This is a genomic window from Burkholderia sp. FERM BP-3421, from assembly GCF_028657905.1.
GTDB lineage: Bacteria > Pseudomonadota > Gammaproteobacteria > Burkholderiales > Burkholderiaceae > Burkholderia.
In genome coordinates this window covers 260,054-275,786 of record NZ_CP117782.1, presented here as the reverse complement: position 1 = coordinate 275,786, position 15,733 = coordinate 260,054, and the positions used below count along the sequence as shown (strand labels likewise).

Genomic DNA, 15,733 nt, shown 5'->3' with positions numbered 1-15,733 from the left:
GCTCGGCCTCACCATGCAGATGCGCCGTTCCAGGCGGCCGCGCACCGGTTCGATGAGCCGACGCGCGGCGGCCACACCGGGGGAAGGACCATGCACCACACAAGGTTGAACAAGTACTTGCCACGCCACGCGCTCGCGGCCATTCCGGCCGCCGCCCTGTTGTTCGCGCTGGCGCAGGGGGCAAGCGCGCAGGCGCTTGCGGATCAGTCAATGGAAGACCGCCTGAATACGCTGATGAAAGTCGTCGACGAACAACAACGCAAGATCGACGCGCTCGAGCAGCAGGTCATCGACCTGCAGATGGCGCAGCGCGGTCGCGGCGTGCCCGGCGGCAGCGCCGACGGCGTGGGCGCACCGACCACGGTGGCGCAGTACACGCCGATCTCGCCCGCGGGCGGCGAAGGCACCGGCACCGCGACCGGCGTGCCCGTCACGCCGCCCGTGCCGCCATCGTCGGAGGGCAGCGCGGCGAGCGGGTCGGCCGGCACCATCGGCACCGACAACAAGGCCGCCCAGCCGAGCCGCACCGAGGCCGAGAACGCGGTCGTGCAGCGCGAGCATGCGCCGCTCTTCGATCACAAGCTGACGATCGACTGGGGCATCAGCGACACCTACTACGACCGCCGCCAGTTGCAGTTGTCCGGGTTCCTGGCGCTCGACGCGATCTTCCTCGGCAACCTGAATCTCGGCGAGACCAAGTCGCACCAGCTGATGACCGACGTCGACGTCCGCTACGGCCTCACCAGCCGGATCAACATCGACGTCGACGTGCCCTACCTGTACCGCACCAGCAGCTTCATCGTCGGCGGCGCGGGCGGCGCGGCGAGCACGCTGTCCGACTCGACCGTGAATTCGCACGCGCTCGGCGACGTCAACTTCGGGCTCTACTACCAGATCCTGAAGGAAACGCAGAACATGCCCGACATCGTGGCCAGCCTGCGCGTCAAGACGCCGACCGGCACCTCGCCGTTCGGCATCAAGCTCGAACAGATCGATCCGAACAACACCAACCTGGTCGCGCCGGACAAGCTGCCGACCGGCACCGGCATGTGGGCGATCACGGCCGGCGTGTCGGCGCTGAAGACCTACGACCCGATCGTGCTGTTCGGCAGCCTCTCGTATACGTACAACGTCGCGCGCTCGTTCTCCGACATCTCGTCGGTGGTCGGGCAGACCGAACCCGCCAAGGTGAAACTCGGCGACATCATCCAGTTCGGCGGCGGCGTCGCGCTTGCGTTCTCCGAGCGCGACTCGGCGAGCATCTCGTACACGATGGCGATCGAACCACAAACCGAAACCCAAGCCCCCGGCCAGGGATGGCAGAAAGTACCGGGTAGTCAGACCACGGCGTCGACGGTCAATTTTGGCCTCAACCACGTGTTCAACAAGCACCTGACGATGAATGCGTCGGTCTCCATCGGGCTCACGCCCGACGCGCCGAACTTTGTCGTGGGCGTGCGATTCCCGTACACGTTCTAGCCGTCGAAATCGAACGAGGTCATCGTGCACGATTCCCGCCCCCTCTCTCCCGCCGCCGCACCGGGCTATGCGCCGCACCTCGCGGTCGCGCCGTCCGGCTCGCGGGCGGCGGATGATCCAGCCGCGCGCGCGCTGCTGTACCTGTCGCGCGCGCCCGATGCCGTGCTGGTCGAGCACCTGGGCGCGCGCGGCTGGCAGGTGCTGACCGCCCGCACGGCCAGCGAGGCGGGGCGGCTCCTGAAACCGGACGTGCCGCACGCGGGCCTCATCGATCTCGACAGTTTCGGCGCGCGCGACCTGGCGGCGCTCGAAGGCATCCTGCGCCAGCAACAGGTCGGCTGGATCGCGCTCGCGACCGACGCGCGCCTGCACGACGCCGAGATCCGCAAGCTGATCCGCCAGTATTGCTTCGACTACGTGAAAGGCGCGCCGACGCAGGCGACGCTCGATTACCTGGTGGGCCATGCGTACGGCATGGTGACGCTGTGCGACCTCGATCTCGCGGCGGGCCTCGCGGCCAGCGGCGACGACGAGATGGTCGGCACCTGCGACGCGATGCAGCAGCTGTTCCGCACCATCCGCAAGATCGCCAACACCGATGCGACCGTGTTCATCTCGGGCGAATCGGGCACCGGCAAGGAACTGACCGCGCTCGCGATCCACGAGCGCTCGCCGCGCCGCAAGGCGCCGTTCGTGCCGATCAACTGCGGCGCGATTCCCCATCATCTGCTGCAGTCCGAACTGTTCGGCTATGAGCGCGGCGCGTTCACCGGCGCGAACCAGCGCAAGATCGGCCGGGTCGAATCGGCCAACGGCGGCACGCTGTTTCTCGATGAGATCGGCGACATGCCGATCGAAAGCCAGTCGAGCCTGCTGCGCTTCCTGCAGGAAGGCCGCATCGAGCGGCTCGGCGGCCACGAATCGATCCCGGTGGACGTGCGCATCATCTCCGCGACCCATGTCGACCTCGATGCCGCGATGCGCGACGGCCGCTTCCGCGCCGACCTGTTCCATCGCCTGTGCGTGCTGCGCGTCGACGAGCCGCCGCTGCGCGCGCGCGGCAAGGACATCGAGATCCTCGCGCACCACATCCTGCAAAAATTCAAGGACGACAGCGCGCGCCGGATCCGCGGCTTCACGCCCTGCGCCATCGAGGCGATGCACAGCTACGGCTGGCCCGGCAACGTGCGCGAGATGATCAACCGGATCCGGCGCGCGATCGTGATGGCGGACAGCCGGCTGTTGTCCGCCGCCGACCTCGATCTCGCGCAGTACACCTTGCAGCAGACGACCACGCTCGCCGAGGCGCGCGAGCATGCCGAGCGCCGCGCGATCGAGGCGGCGCTGCTGCGGCACCGCCACCGCCTGACCGAGGCGGCGGTCGAGCTGGGCGTGTCGCGCGTCACGCTGTACCGGCTGATGGGCGCGCACGGCCTGCGCGACCTCGCGTGCGCCGAACAGCGCGCGCTCGCGTGCGACGACGACAACGAGACGCCGGCCTGAGCGCGGACGGCGCGCCGCGCGCGGCGCTCCGGTAGAATCGGGCTCTTCCGGTTCGACTTCCGCCCTCCCGCATGACTACGCTGACCCTGATCGTCGCACGCGCCCGCAATGGCGTGATCGGCCGCGACAACCAACTCCCCTGGAAACTTCCCGAGGATCTCGCCTTCTTCAAGCGCACCACGATGGGCGCGCCGATCGTGATGGGCCGCAAGACCCACGAATCGATCGGCCGGCCGCTGCCCGGGCGCCGCAACATCGTCGTCACGCGCGACGCGACGCGCCGCTTCGACGGCTGCGATGCGGTCACCTCGCTGCCCGACGCGCTCGCGCTCGCCGCGCGCGACCAGGCCGCCGAGGCGTTCCTGATCGGCGGCGCGCAACTGTACGCGGAAGGGCTCGCGCACGCGGACAAGCTGATCGTCACCGAGATCGACGCCGATTTCAGCGGCGACGCGTCGTTTCCCGCGCCGGACCCGGCGCACTGGGAAGAAGCCTCGCGCGAGACGCACCGCGCGAACGCGCCGAACGATTTCGCCTACGCGTTCGTCGTCTACCGGCGCAAGCGCGCCGCCTGAGCGGCGCATCGCGCGCACCATGAAAAAAGCGCCGCGGCAAGCGGCGCTTTTGCTTTCGGGCGCGGGGTGAAGCCCGCTCCACTTACTGCCCGGCGATCGTCATCTGCTCGATCAGCACCGAGCCGGTTTCCTTGGTGCCGCGCACGATCGAATCCGCGCCGATCGCGACGATGTGGCGGAACATGTCCTGCAGCGTGCTCGCGACCGTGATCTCCTCGACCGGATACTGAATCACGCCGTTCTCGACCCAGAATCCCGCCGCGCCGCGCGAATAGTCGCCCGTCACGTAGTTGACGCCCTGCCCCATCAGTTCGGTCAGCAACAAGCCGGTGCCGAGCTTCTTGAGCATCGCATCGAAATCGTCGCCCGCCCCGGTGCGCGCGCTGCGCAGCGCGAGGTTGTGCGAGCCGCCCGCGTTGCCGGTGGTCTGCATGCCGAGCTTGCGCGCCGAATAGGTCGACAGGAAGTAGCCTTCGACCACGCCGTCCTTCACGACGCTGCGCGAGCGGGTGCGCACGCCTTCCTCGTCGAACGGCGCGCTGCCCATGCCGCGCGGCACGTGCGGGTCCTCGACGATCTGCACGTGCGGCGCGAACACCGGCTTGCCCATGCTGTCGACGAGGAACGAGGTCTTGCGATACAGCGCGCCGCCGCTCACCGCCTGCACGAACGCGCCCAGAAGGCCCGCGGCGAGCGGCGCCTCGAACAGCACCGGCACCTTGCGGGTATCGAGGCGGCGCGCGCCCATCCGCGCGAGCGCGCGCTCGGCCGCATAGCGCCCGACCGACTCGGGCGCGGCGAGATCCGCCGCGTTGCGCTTCGAGGTGTACCAGTCGTCGCGCTGCATGTGCCGGCCGCTGCCGGCGATCGGCGCGCACGCGACGTAGTGGCGCGAGTACGGATAGCCGCCGACGAAGCCGCGCGAGGTCGCGAGCACGAACTGCGAGTGCTGCGCCGAGACGCTCGCGCCCTCCGAATTGCGGATCTGCGGGCTGACCGCGAAGGCCGCGTCTTCCGCGCGGCGCGCGAGTTCGACCGCCTCGTCGGCATCGAGCTGCCACGGGTGGTACAGGTCGAGGTCGCGCGGCGCGGTTTCGAGCAGCTCGGCCTCGGCCAGGCCGGCGGCATCGTCCTCGGCCGTGAAGCGCGCGATGTTGTAGGCGGCCGCGACCGTGTCCTTCAGCGCCTCCGGCGAGAAGTCCGAGGTGCTCGCGTTGCCACGCTTCTTGCCGATGAACACCGTGACGCCCACCATCTTGTCGCGGTTGTGCTCGATCGTCTCGACCGCGCCGCGCCGCACCGACACCGACAGGCCGTCGCCCTCGGAGATCTCGGTGGCGGCGTCGCTGGCGCCGAGCGTCTTCGCGTGACGGAGGATGTCCGACGCGATTTCTTTCAATTGGTCCTGCGTGTGCGGGAAGTAGCCCGCCTGTGCGTCGAGGTTTGCAGCCATCGTCGTGGGTGTCCGGTGGCGGGCGCATCGCCCGCGGGGTGAAAAGAAGCGTATCCCGCGATCATAGCAAGGTCCGGGATCCCGCACCCGGGTCAGCGTGCGCCGGGCGCGCCGCGATACAATGCGGCCCATGACACGCAAAACCCGTATCCAACCGATCGAGCATGCCGACGAAGACGCCGGCCACGGCTACGATCGCCCCAGCAAATCCCAGTTGAAACGCGACATGCACGCGCTGCAGGTGCTCGGCGAGGCGCTCGTCGAGCTGCCGAAGGACGCGCTCAAGCGCATGCCGATGCCGGAAAGCCTCGGCGAAGCGGTGCGCGAAGCGCGGCGCATCACCGATCACGAAGGCCGGCGCCGGCAGATCCAGTACGTCGGGCGCGTGATGCGCACGCTGACCGACGCCGAGACGGCCGCGCTGCGCACCGCGCTCGACACCCAGCGCGGCGTCAACAAGGCCGAGACCGCCAAGCTGCACTGGATCGAGCGCACCCGCGAACAGCTGCTCGCGAACGACGACGCGCTGACCGAGTTCATCCGCCGGCATCCGGCCGCCGACGTGCAGGAAGGCCGCACGCTGATCCGCAACGCGCGCAAGGAAACCGAGCAGGGCCGGCCGCCGCGCTATTTCCGCGAGCTGTTCCAGTGGATCAAGGCCGCCAGCGGCGCGCCGGGCGATGCCGCCGGCGACGCCGAGGAGCCCGACGATGACGACGACACAGCGTAACCACCCCGACGAACTCGTGGTCGGCCTCGTGTCGATCAGCGATCGCGCGAGCAGCGGCGTCTACGAGGACCAGGGCATCCCGGCCCTCGAGGGCTGGCTCGGCCAGGCGCTGCGCTCGCCGTGGCGGGCCGAAACGCGGCTGATCCAGGACGACGCGCCGACCATCTCGGCCACGCTCGTCGAGCTGGTCGACGTGGCCGGCTGCGACCTGGTGCTGACCACGGGCGGCACGGGCCCGGCCCGCCGCGACGTGACGCCCGAGGCGACGCTCGCGGTGGCGACCAGGGAGATGCCGGGGTTCGGCGAGCAGATGCGGCAGATCAGCCTGAATTTCGTGCCGACCGCGATCCTGTCGCGGCAGGTCGCGGTGATCCGCGAGACCGCCGGGCACGCGGCGCTGATCATCAACCTGCCGGGCCAGCCGAAGTCGATCAGGGAAACCCTCGAAGGGCTGCGCGGCGGCGACGGCGCCGTGAAGGTGCCGGGCATCTTCGCCGCGGTGCCTTACTGCATCGACCTGATCGGCGGTCCGTACGCGGAGACTGCGCCGGAGGTGGTCGACGCGTTCCGCCCGAAGAGCGCGCGGCGCGCGCCCGGCTGAGGGCCTCGCCGCCCGCCCTTCCGCCCTCAGGCCGCCGGCGCGGCGGCCGGGATCAGGAAGTGTTCGCGGTAGTACTTGAGCTCGTCGATCGACTCGTGGATGTCGGCAAGCGCCGTGTGCATCGCGCGCTTCTGGAAACCCTTGTAGATGGCCGGCTGCCAGCGGCGGCACAGCTCCTTGAGCGTGCTGACGTCGAGATTGCGGTAGTGGAAGAAGCGTTCGAGCTCCGGCATCCAGCGCGCCATGAAGCGGCGGTCCTGGCAGATCGAATTGCCGCACATCGGCGACTTGCCGGGCGGCACGTACTGGGCCAGGAACGCCTCGATCTGCGCGGCCGCGTCGGCCTCCGTGACGGTCGACGCGCGCACCCGGTCGATCAGGCCCGAGCGGCCGTGGGTGTTCTTGTTCCAGTCGTCCATCTTGGCGAGGGTTTCATCGCTCTGGCGGATCGCGAGCACCGGCCCCTCGATGGCGACGTCGAGCGTCGAATTAGTGACGACCACCGCGATCTCGATGATGCGGTCCTCGTCCGGATTGAGCCCCGTCATTTCCATGTCGAGCCACACCAGATTCATATCGGTGCGGACAAGCGCGGGCGCGCCGGCGGGAGCGGAAGTGTCGGTCATGAGTCATCCTGGAAAATGGCGGGCGGCGAGCGGCCGCCCACGCGGCCGGAGATCGTCGAGCGAGCCCGGTCCGCAAGAACATATAATTCTCGCATAGATACCACTGGCTCCCTCGATGTCCTCCTATACGTTCACCCTGCTGTTTGCCGCCGCGGTCCTCGCGATGGTCGGCACCAAGCTATGGCTCGCGTCGCGGCAGACCCGCTTCGTCGCCGCCCATCGCGGCCGCGTGCCCGAACAGTTCCGCGCGACCATCCCGCTCGCCGCGCACCAGCGCGCCGCCGACTACACGATCGAGCGCACCCGCCTCACCCTGCTGGAGATCGTCGTCAGCGCGGCGGTGCTGGTCGGGCTCACGCTGCTGGGCGGCGTCGGCGCGCTCGACACGCTGCTGGCCGGCTGGCTCGGCCACGGCTATGCGCAGCAGGTCGCGCTGGTCGCGGCCGTGCTGGCCGTCACGAGCGTGATCGACCTGCCGTTCGAGTACTACCGGCAGTTCGGCATCGAGGCGCGCTTCGGCTTCAATCGGATGACAAAACGGCTGTTCTTCACCGATCTCGTGAAAAACACGCTGCTCGGCGCCGCACTGGGCCTGCCGCTGCTGTTCGTCGTGCTGTGGCTGATGAACCAGACGGGCGCGCTGTGGTGGCTGTGGACCTGGATCGTCTGGGGCGTGTTCCAGATGCTCGTCCTGGTGCTGTACCCGACCTTCATCGCGCCGCTGTTCAACAAGTTCGAGCCGCTCGGCGACGACGCGCTGCGCGCGCGCATCGAGGGCCTGATGACGCGCTGCGGCTTCGCCGCCAAGGGGCTGTTCGTGATGGACGGCAGCCGCCGCTCCGCGCACGGCAACGCCTATTTCACCGGCTTCGGCGCGGCCAAGCGCATCGTGTTCTTCGACACCCTGCTCGCGCGCCTGTCCGGCAGCGAGATCGAGGCCGTGCTCGCGCACGAGCTCGGCCATTTCAAACGCCGCCACGTGATCAAGCGGATGCTCGTGTCGTTCGTGCTGAGCCTCGCGATGCTCGCCCTGCTCGGCTGGCTCGCGCAGCGCAGCTGGTTCTACACGGGCCTCGGCGTGATGCCGTCGCTGACCAGCAGCAACGCGGGCCTCGCGCTCGTGCTGTTCGTGCTCGCGATGCCGGTCTTCCTGTTCTTCGTCACGCCGCTCGGCAGCCTCAGCTCGCGCAAGCACGAGTTCGAGGCCGACGCGTTCGCGGCCAGCCAGACCGACGCCCGGGATCTCGTCAACGCGCTCGTCAAGCTCTATGAGGACAACGCATCGACGCTGACGCCCGACCCGGTCTATACCGCGTTCTACTATTCGCACCCGCCCGCCTCGCAGCGCATCGACCGTCTGCTGCAACACTCATGAGCCGCCCGCCCCGTAACCAGCCGGCCCGGCCCGCCCGCGGCGGCGAGCGCGCCGAAGGGCGCGTGATCGCCGCGCACGGCCGCCACTACCTCGTGGCACCCGCGAGCGGCGAAGCCATGCTGCAGTGCTTTCCGCGCGGCAAGCGCAGCGAGGTCGCGGTCGGCGACCAGGTGTTCTACGAGCGCAGCTCGGCCGACCAGGGCGTGATCGTCGAGATCGGCAAGCGACGCAACCTGCTGTACCGCTCGGACCAGTTCAAGTCGAAGCTGTTCGCCGCTAACCTCGACCAGTTGCTGATCGTGCTCGCGACCGAGCCCTATTTCAGCGAGGATCTGCTCGGCCGCGCGCTGATCGCGGCCGAGGCCAACGCGCTCAAGCCGCTGATCGTGCTGAACAAGATCGACGTCGAAGCCGCGCTGGATGTGGCGCGCGCACGCCTCGCGCCATATCGCGCGCTCGGCTACGCGGTGCTGGAGATGTCGGTCAAGGGCCGCCCGGAGGACGCCCGCGCGCAGCTTGCGCCGCATCTCGCCGGCCACGCGACGATCCTGCTCGGCCAGTCGGGCATGGGCAAGTCGACCCTCGTCAACCTGCTCGTCCCGGACGCTGAGGCCGCCACCCGCGAGATCTCCGCGGCGCTCAACAGCGGCCGTCACACGACCACCTTCACGCGCCTCTACCCGCTGCCGGACGGCGGCGCGCTGATCGATTCGCCGGGCTTCCAGGAATTCGGGCTCTATCATCTGACGGAAGGCATGCTGGAGCGCGCGTTCCCTGAATTCCGACCGTTGCTCGCCGACTGCCGTTTCTACAACTGCCACCATCTGCACGAGCCCGGCTGCGCGATCCTCGAAGCGGTCGCCGACGGCCGCATCGCCCCGACGCGTCACGCGCTGTACGCGCAGCTCGTGCACGAGGCGAGCCAGGTGGTGCGCTAGGCCCGCCGGGACCGCGATGCGACTGAAAGCCCCCGATCTCGCGACCGCCCAGCACTGGGCCAACGTGCTGAGCGCGGCCGGCATCGGCTGCGAATTGCACAACCGCTATGCCACGGGCGCGCTCGGCGGAATCCCGGCCGACCAGTGCGGCCCCGAGATCTGGCTCGACGACGAACGCGACGAAGCGCTCGCGCGGCGCCTGATCGACGCCGCCGCACGGGGCCCGCGCGCGGACGCCGCGCCGTGGCGCTGCGGACGGTGCGGCGAGACGCTCGAGGCGCAGTTCACCGAATGCTGGCGCTGCGGCGCGGCGCGCGACCCGCGCGACGGTTGAGCGCGCCGCGCGGGAACGCCCCGCGGGCAGGGGCAGATACGAAAAAGCCGGCTTCGAGCCGGCTTTTTCAATGGGCGGAACGCGAAAGGCGCGTCGACGTCACGACACCCACACCGCGATGGTCAGCATCAGCAGCAGGATCATCCACAGGATCACGGCGCGCCAGACCAGCCCGACAGCCGACTGCAGCGTGCGCGGCGTGCAGTCGTCGCCGACCGTCAGCGGGCCGCTGTCGCCGACCGCGAGCGCGTCGATGCCCGACGGCTCGGCGAGCGGCCCCGCGAGGCGCGCACCCAGCGCGCCGCTGCCGGCGGCCAGCAGCACGCCGTCGTTCGGGTCGGGCCATTGGCGCGTATGGTTGCGCCACGCATAGATCGCGTCCTCGAAATTGCCGACGATCGCGAAACCAAGCGCCGTGAGGCGCGCCGGCACCCAGTCGATCACGAAGAACGCGCGCTGCGCGAAATTGGAGAAGGCCGCGGTGCGGTCATCGGCCGGCACCGACCAGCTGCGCGCCAGGTATTCCGCGATCCGGTACAGCACCGCGCCGGCCGGGCCGACCGGCAGCACGAACCAGAAGAACACGCCGAATACGTGGCGATGCGACGCGATCACCGCATGGATCAGCGTGTGGCGGACGATCTCGCCCACCGGCATGTCGACCGTGTCCATGCCGGTCCATTCGTGGAGAATCTCGCGCGCGCGCGGCACGTCGTCGTTGTTGAGCGCGAGATGGATGTCGGTGAAATAGTGGCTGAACTGGCGGAAACCCAGCGTGAAGTACACGACCACGACGTTCCACAGGAACGCGAGCACGAAACTCAGCTTGAACAACAGGAAATACACGAGCGCGACGCCCAGCACCCAGGGCAGCACGACGACCAGCCAGGCCAGCACGCCATGTTTTTTCTTGCCGGCGTCGAAGCCGTGCGCGGCGGTTTCCGCATGGAACTGAAACAGCGCGAAGACCGGATTGCTCGGCGACAGCGCGCGGACCTGTTCGATGATGAGTGCGAGGAGAACCGAGAAGAAAGTCATGCGAAAGTCGGGCGATCCGCGTTATGAGATTTTTCGCATAACGATAGCACAGCCCACGCCCGGCATGGCCTGCCGCGCCCGCAGGACAAGCTCGCCCGGGCGACCGGCATGCTCAGGCAGCCGTTAAAAAGCGGTAAAGATTGCGCAACATACCCGCTGTTGCGCCCCAGATGAAGTAATGTCCGTCGACGCGCCCATCCGGATACGGCATCGCGAAAAAACGACGCTCGCCGCCCTCCCAACGAAACACGCGCACCTCGTGGTGGGCAGGATTCATCAGGAACGCGAGCGGCACCTCGAAAATCTCGGCGACTTCGAAGGTGTCCGCCTGGACCGTGAACGGCGGATGCACGAGCGCGACGATGGGCGCCACGCAAAATCCGGTCCCCGTCAGGTAATCGGGCAGCGCGCCCAGCACCTCGACCCGCTCCTGGTCCAGCGCGATCTCCTCCCACGCCTCGCGCAGCGCGGTGGCGCGCGCATCCGCGTCGTCGGGCTCGCGGCGCCCGCCGGGGAAGCTGATCTGCCCCGCGTGATCATTGAGATGAGCGGTGCGCCGGGTCAGCAGCACGGTCAGGCCGTGCTCGCGCACGACGAACGGCACCAGCACGGCCGCGCTGCGCGGATCGCCGTCCAGGCGCACTTCGTCGGGCTCCCGGTTCCATTCGAGCGATTGCGAGAAGCGTTCGCGCAGGCCGGCGGGCGTCAGGAGGCGGGGGGCCACGGCGGGCAGATCGCTGCCGGTGGCTTCGACGGGCAGAACTTCGGGATCGATGATCGGGCGGCGGGTCAAAGGGCGCTCTTCGTATGGGCGGGGATCTGCGTATTGTCGCGCCGGAATGAAAAAAGCACCCGGAAGGGTGCTTTTTCCTTACAACATTTACGCTTGCGGAGCGGCAGCGGTGCGATCCTTCGACACCAGCTTTTCCTTGATCCGGGCCGACTTGCCCGAACGCTCGCGCAGGTAGTACAGCTTCGCGCGACGCACGTCACCGCGACGCTTCACGACGATGCTCGCCAGCAGCGGCGAGTAGGTCTGGAACGTACGCTCGACGCCTTCGCCCGACGAAATCTTGCGGACGATGAAGGCCGAGTTGAGGCCACGGTTGCGCTTCGCGATCACGACGCCTTCGTAGGCCTGGACGCGCTTGCGGGTACCTTCAACCACATTCACGTTCACGATCACCGTATCGCCGGGGGCGAATTCGGGGATGGTCTTGCCTGCGAGCGCGCGCTCGATTTCTTCCTGCTCAAGTTTTGCGATCAGATTCATCACTGACTCCTAAAACCATCATGTCGGCGTTCGCGCCTGCGGTTAACCCGGCTCGGCCCCGATAGAGGATGGATTCACATCTGGCGCCGGGCACGCATGCCGCGACACCGCCTGGTCCCGAATCCGCGAGACGACCTCAGGAGGTCTGCTTCGCTTCCTTCGGGAAACTTGCGAGCCACGCCTCATCGGCCCGGCTCAACAACTTGTTGCGACGCGCCTGGACGATCAGGTCCGGACGCTTCTTCAGCGTATTGCTCAACGCCTGCTGGCGACGCCAGCGCTCGATTTCCGCGTGATGGCCGCCGAGCAGCACGTCCGGCACCCGCTCGCCCTCGTACTCCTCGGGGCGCGTGTAGTGCGGACAATCGAGCAGGCCGTCCACGAAACTGTCCTGCACCGCCGACTGTGCATCATTGAGCACGCCGGGCAGCAGCCGGACCACCGCGTCCATCAGCGCCATCGCCGGCAATTCGCCGCCCGACAGCACGAAATCGCCGAGGCTGATTTCCTCGTCGACACAGCGATCGAGCAGACGCTGGTCGATCGCCTCGTAGCGGCCGCACAGCAGCACGACGCCGGGCTCATTCGCCATCCGCGTCACGCGCTCGTGGGTGAGCGGTGCGCCTTGCGGTGACATCATGACCACCCGCGACACCGCCACGCCCTGCTCCGCCTGCGCGGCCTTCGCCGCACCGATCGCCGCCTCGAGCGGCTTGGCCAGCATCACCATGCCGGGACCGCCGCCATACGGACGATCATCGACGGTGCGATAGTTGTCCGTCGTGAAATCGCGCGGATTCCACGTGCGCAAACCGAAACGCCCCTGCTTCACCGCGCGGCTCGTGATGCCCCACTCGGTCAGCGCACGAAACATCTCGGGAAAGAGCGTGACGACATCGAACTGCATCGCGCGCTCCTGAGCCTGATTCATTTCAGTAATCGGCTTCCCAGTCGACCACGATCCGCCGCGCCGCCTGATCCACCGTCTTGACATACACGCCGACGAACGGGATCAGCCGCTCGCCGGTCACCGGCCGACCATCCTTGCCGGTCGACGGGTAGGTGATCCGCATGATCGAATGCACGCTGTTGTCGATCATGTCGGCGACCTCGCCAAGCGCAACACCCGCTTCGTTGACGACGTCGAGACCGATCAGATCCACCCAGTAGAATTCATCGGCGGCCAGCGCCGGAAAATCGCCGCGGCCCACGAACACGCGCGTACCGCGCATCGCCAGCGCCGCATCGCGGTCATCCAGGCCGGCGAGATGCGCGACGACCGAGTCGCCATGCGTCTTCGCCTGGGACACGCGCATGCCGGCACGCGCACCGCCCTTCTGCTCCAGCCACCAGTGACGGGCCTTGAGGAGCGCATCGCCGCCTCGCCCCGCCCCGGCATGGGCCGCAATCCTGACCCAGCCCTTGAGGCCGTACGCATCGACGACCGCGCCGACCTCGACCGCATCGTCGGGCCAGGCCTGCGCCGTCTCGACGCTCGTGTGTTCCCCGCCCGCGACGCCCTGTTCGGACGCGCGCTCGACGGGCTTGCGGACGAACACGCCAAACGGCGTTCGCCCGCGCGCGCCCTTGGCGCTACCGGAATCGTGATCCGACATCAGCAAACCTCTCGGACGGCACGTCCGGCAAACCGCGCCATGTTAGGCAGCCGGCTGCGCCTTTTGCGCTTGCTTGACGAGACGCTCGACGGTCGGCGACAGCTGCGCGCCCACGCCTTGCCAGTACGCCAGACGATCTTGCACGATACGCAGTGCTTCGCCCTTCTCGGCAACCGGGTTGTAGAAGCCGACGCGCTCGATGAAGCGGCCGTCACGACGGTTACGCGAATCGGTTGCGACGATGTTGTAGAACGGGCGCTTCTTCGAGCCGCCGCGAGCCAGACGGATGATGACCATATGAAATCCTTCGGGTAAACCGGGTTCGAAACTACTGAAACACGGGATTATAGCGGGAAACAAGAGGCACAACAAACACTTACCGCACAAAATGCGCCGACGGCCGCCCGGCGGCCGAACAACAGACTTACAATTTTCCCATGATGCGATCCTGGTTGCTCCTTCCCCGTTATTCGTCATGCGCCTGAAATCCACGCGCCGTCAGGCAGCCCGCCCCCTGTTGCGCGCCTCGCGGCTGCGCCCCGCTCTGCTTTGCCTGATGTTCGCCGCGTCGCTCGCGCGCGCCGCCTTGCCCATCGAGCGCCTGACCCTGCCGCCCGGCTTCCACGTCGAGGTGCTGGCCGACGACGTGCCGACCGCACGCGAGATGGCCTGGTCGCCGCGCGGCATCCTGTACGTGGGCAGCACCGACGGTCGCGTGCACGCGCTGACGCTGCGGGACGGCCGGGTCGCCGCGCACCAGGTGATCGCCTCGGGGCTCTCGATGCCGGTCGGCGTCGCCTATCGGAACGGCGATCTCTATGTATCGGCGATCTCGCGCATCCTGCGCTTCGACGGGATCGACAACCGGCTCGCCGCGCCGCCCGAACCGGCCGTCGTGACCGACGCGCTGCCGACCGAACGCCATCACGGCTGGAAGTTCATCGCGTTCGGCCCCGACGGCAAGCTGTACGTGCCGACCGGCGCGCCCTGCAATATCTGTCTCGCGGACCGCGACCGCTACGCGATGATCGGGCGCATGAACCCCGACGGCAGTGGGTACGAGCCTTACGTGCGCGGCGTGCGCAATTCGGTCGGCTTCGCGTGGCACCCGGTCACGCACGCGCTCTGGTTCACCGACAACGGCCGCGACCTGCTCGGCGACGATCGCCCCGACGACACGCTGAACCGCGCGCCGCGCGCGGGACTCGATTTCGGCTATCCGTTCTGCCATGCGGGCGATGTGCCGGACCCGGAATTCGGCCAGGGCCACGACTGCGCGCGCTACGCGCCGCCCGCGCTGAAGCTCGGCGCCCACGTGGCGGCCCTCGGCATGCGCTTCTATACCGGCGCGATGTTCCCGGCCAGCTATCGCAACAGCATCTTCATCGCCGAGCATGGCTCATGGAACCGCAGCCGCAAGGTCGGCTATCGCGTGGTGCGGGTGACCGCGGGCGCGGATGGCCAGCGCGCGCGCCAGGAAGTGTTCATCGCCGGATGGCTCGGCGCCGACGACAGCGCCTGGGGCCGGCCGGCCGACGTGCTGCCGCTGCCCGACGGCTCCCTGCTCGTCAGCGACGACCACGCCGGCGCGATCTACCGGGTCACCTATGCGGCACCTTGACGCAGCACGGGCGTGACCGCGCGCAGCCTCGCATCGTAGAATGCCAGCCCGTTCGCCGCGCCGCGCGGCCCTCCCCCAGTCGACACATCGCCCGCCCATGTCCAGCCGCCCGCCCCGTTTCCGCTCCAAGACCCTCACGGCCGCGCTCGCCTTCCTGCTCGGCTCGCTCGGCGCGCATCGCTTCTATCTGTACGGCTGGCGCGATCTCGCCGGCTGGGCGCACCTGCTCGGCACGCTGATCGGCATCCCGGGCATCCTGCTGCTGATCGATTCGCAGCGCAGCGCGACGCTCGGCTGGTGGCTGGCGGCACCGGGCGCGATCTCGCTGTTCGCGGCGTTCCTCGCGGCGCTCGTCTACGGCCTGCGCCCCGACGAGAAATGGGATGCGCAATTCAATGCGGAAACCGGCCGCCACAGCCGCTCCGGCTGGACCGTGATCTTCATCGTGATCTTTTCGCTGCTGATCGGCGCGTTTCTGCTGATGACGGCCCTCGCCCTGTCGTTCCAAACCTACTTCGAGGCCCAGGTCGAAGCGGCAAAGCAGCTTTCGCAGTAAGCGGCGCGCCCGCCG

Annotated in this window: 17 protein-coding genes and 1 pseudogene; 10 read left to right on the top strand and 8 right to left on the bottom strand. The window is 68.3% G+C overall.

Going from position 1 to position 15,733, the window contains the following annotated elements; genetic code table 11:
• The first annotated feature begins 90 nt into the window (after nucleotides 1-90).
• The 3 genes and pseudogenes from Bsp3421_RS17450 (at nucleotide 91) to Bsp3421_RS17440 (ending at nucleotide 3,557) form a co-directional block, all read left to right on the top strand.
• A complete protein-coding gene (locus Bsp3421_RS17450; RefSeq protein WP_274001928.1) occupies nucleotides 91-1,479 on the top strand; it encodes a hypothetical protein in 1,389 nt (462 codons plus the stop codon).
• Nucleotides 1,480-1,500: 21 nt separating this feature from the next.
• Nucleotides 1,501-2,982, top strand: a pseudogene (locus Bsp3421_RS17445) (sigma 54-interacting transcriptional regulator); the annotation flags it as partial.
• 71 nt (nucleotides 2,983-3,053) lie between these two features.
• On the top strand, nucleotides 3,054-3,557 hold the full coding sequence (locus Bsp3421_RS17440) for a dihydrofolate reductase (RefSeq protein ID WP_274001926.1): 504 nt from the start codon (nucleotides 3,054-3,056) through the stop codon (nucleotides 3,555-3,557).
• Nucleotides 3,558-3,639: 82 nt separating this feature from the next.
• On the opposite strand, the gene pmbA is transcribed toward Bsp3421_RS17440, so the two are convergent.
• Nucleotides 3,640-5,010 (bottom strand): metalloprotease PmbA, encoded by a 1,371-nt coding sequence (pmbA, locus tag Bsp3421_RS17435; RefSeq protein WP_274001923.1) that lies wholly within the window; start codon nucleotides 5,008-5,010, stop codon nucleotides 3,640-3,642.
• A gap of 130 nt (nucleotides 5,011-5,140) precedes the next feature.
• Between pmbA and yjgA the strand changes: the two genes are divergently transcribed.
• Together yjgA and mog are read left to right on the top strand one after the other, a co-directional pair.
• Nucleotides 5,141-5,740 (top strand): ribosome biogenesis factor YjgA, encoded by a 600-nt coding sequence (yjgA, locus tag Bsp3421_RS17430; protein WP_274001921.1) that lies wholly within the window; start codon nucleotides 5,141-5,143, stop codon nucleotides 5,738-5,740.
• Complete coding sequence (gene mog / locus Bsp3421_RS17425; RefSeq protein WP_274001918.1) at nucleotides 5,721-6,341, top strand: molybdopterin adenylyltransferase; 621 nt, start codon at nucleotides 5,721-5,723, stop codon at nucleotides 6,339-6,341. The genes yjgA and mog overlap by 20 nt, the downstream gene beginning before the upstream one ends.
• Nucleotides 6,342-6,367: 26 nt before the next feature.
• Here mog and orn read toward each other — a convergent pair whose 3' ends face one another.
• Nucleotides 6,368-6,967 (bottom strand): oligoribonuclease, encoded by a 600-nt coding sequence (orn, locus tag Bsp3421_RS17420; RefSeq protein WP_274001917.1) that lies wholly within the window; start codon nucleotides 6,965-6,967, stop codon nucleotides 6,368-6,370.
• Between the two features lie 115 nt (nucleotides 6,968-7,082).
• On the opposite strand from orn, the gene Bsp3421_RS17415 reads away from it, so the two are divergent.
• Genes Bsp3421_RS17415 through Bsp3421_RS17405 form a run of 3 tightly spaced genes read left to right on the top strand, consistent with a single transcriptional unit; the run spans nucleotide 7,083 to nucleotide 9,614 of the window.
• Nucleotides 7,083-8,342, top strand: coding sequence for a M48 family metallopeptidase (locus Bsp3421_RS17415; protein WP_274001916.1), 1,260 nt, complete (start codon nucleotides 7,083-7,085; stop codon nucleotides 8,340-8,342).
• Nucleotides 8,339-9,280 (top strand): ribosome small subunit-dependent GTPase A, encoded by a 942-nt coding sequence (gene rsgA / locus Bsp3421_RS17410; RefSeq protein ID WP_274001915.1) that lies wholly within the window; start codon nucleotides 8,339-8,341, stop codon nucleotides 9,278-9,280. The genes Bsp3421_RS17415 and rsgA overlap by 4 nt, the downstream gene beginning before the upstream one ends.
• A gap of 16 nt (nucleotides 9,281-9,296) precedes the next feature.
• Nucleotides 9,297-9,614, top strand: coding sequence for a putative signal transducing protein (locus Bsp3421_RS17405; protein WP_274001914.1), 318 nt, complete (start codon nucleotides 9,297-9,299; stop codon nucleotides 9,612-9,614).
• A gap of 99 nt (nucleotides 9,615-9,713) precedes the next feature.
• Here Bsp3421_RS17405 and Bsp3421_RS17400 read toward each other — a convergent pair whose 3' ends face one another.
• The 6 genes from Bsp3421_RS17400 to rpsP all read right to left on the bottom strand — a co-directional run bounded on the left by Bsp3421_RS17400 (nucleotide 9,714) and on the right by rpsP (nucleotide 13,838).
• Complete coding sequence (locus Bsp3421_RS17400) at nucleotides 9,714-10,652, bottom strand: CobD/CbiB family protein (protein WP_274001913.1); 939 nt, start codon at nucleotides 10,650-10,652, stop codon at nucleotides 9,714-9,716.
• A 112-nt stretch (nucleotides 10,653-10,764) separates the two neighbouring features.
• Nucleotides 10,765-11,445, bottom strand: coding sequence for a CoA pyrophosphatase (locus Bsp3421_RS17395; RefSeq protein ID WP_274001911.1), 681 nt, complete (start codon nucleotides 11,443-11,445; stop codon nucleotides 10,765-10,767).
• Between the two features lie 87 nt (nucleotides 11,446-11,532).
• Complete coding sequence (rplS, locus tag Bsp3421_RS17390; RefSeq protein WP_252987649.1) at nucleotides 11,533-11,925, bottom strand: 50S ribosomal protein L19; 393 nt, start codon at nucleotides 11,923-11,925, stop codon at nucleotides 11,533-11,535.
• Nucleotides 11,926-12,061: 136 nt separating this feature from the next.
• Complete coding sequence (trmD, locus tag Bsp3421_RS17385) at nucleotides 12,062-12,856, bottom strand: tRNA (guanosine(37)-N1)-methyltransferase TrmD (RefSeq protein WP_274001910.1); 795 nt, start codon at nucleotides 12,854-12,856, stop codon at nucleotides 12,062-12,064.
• Between the two features lies 1 nt (nucleotide 12,857).
• Nucleotides 12,858-13,541: a ribosome maturation factor RimM gene (rimM, locus tag Bsp3421_RS17380; protein ID WP_274001908.1), complete on the bottom strand. Its 684-nt coding sequence runs from the start codon at nucleotides 13,539-13,541 to the stop codon at nucleotides 12,858-12,860.
• Between the two features lie 42 nt (nucleotides 13,542-13,583).
• On the bottom strand, nucleotides 13,584-13,838 hold the full coding sequence (gene rpsP / locus Bsp3421_RS17375; RefSeq protein WP_252987646.1) for a 30S ribosomal protein S16: 255 nt from the start codon (nucleotides 13,836-13,838) through the stop codon (nucleotides 13,584-13,586).
• 259 nt (nucleotides 13,839-14,097) lie between these two features.
• Between rpsP and Bsp3421_RS17370 the strand changes: the two genes are divergently transcribed.
• Both Bsp3421_RS17370 and Bsp3421_RS17365 read left to right on the top strand, forming a co-directional pair.
• Nucleotides 14,098-15,162 (top strand): PQQ-dependent sugar dehydrogenase, encoded by a 1,065-nt coding sequence (locus Bsp3421_RS17370; protein WP_274004244.1) that lies wholly within the window; start codon nucleotides 14,098-14,100, stop codon nucleotides 15,160-15,162.
• Between the two features lie 97 nt (nucleotides 15,163-15,259).
• A complete protein-coding gene (locus Bsp3421_RS17365) occupies nucleotides 15,260-15,718 on the top strand; it encodes a TM2 domain-containing protein (RefSeq protein WP_274001905.1) in 459 nt (152 codons plus the stop codon).
• Nucleotides 15,719-15,733: the final 15 nt, after the last annotated feature.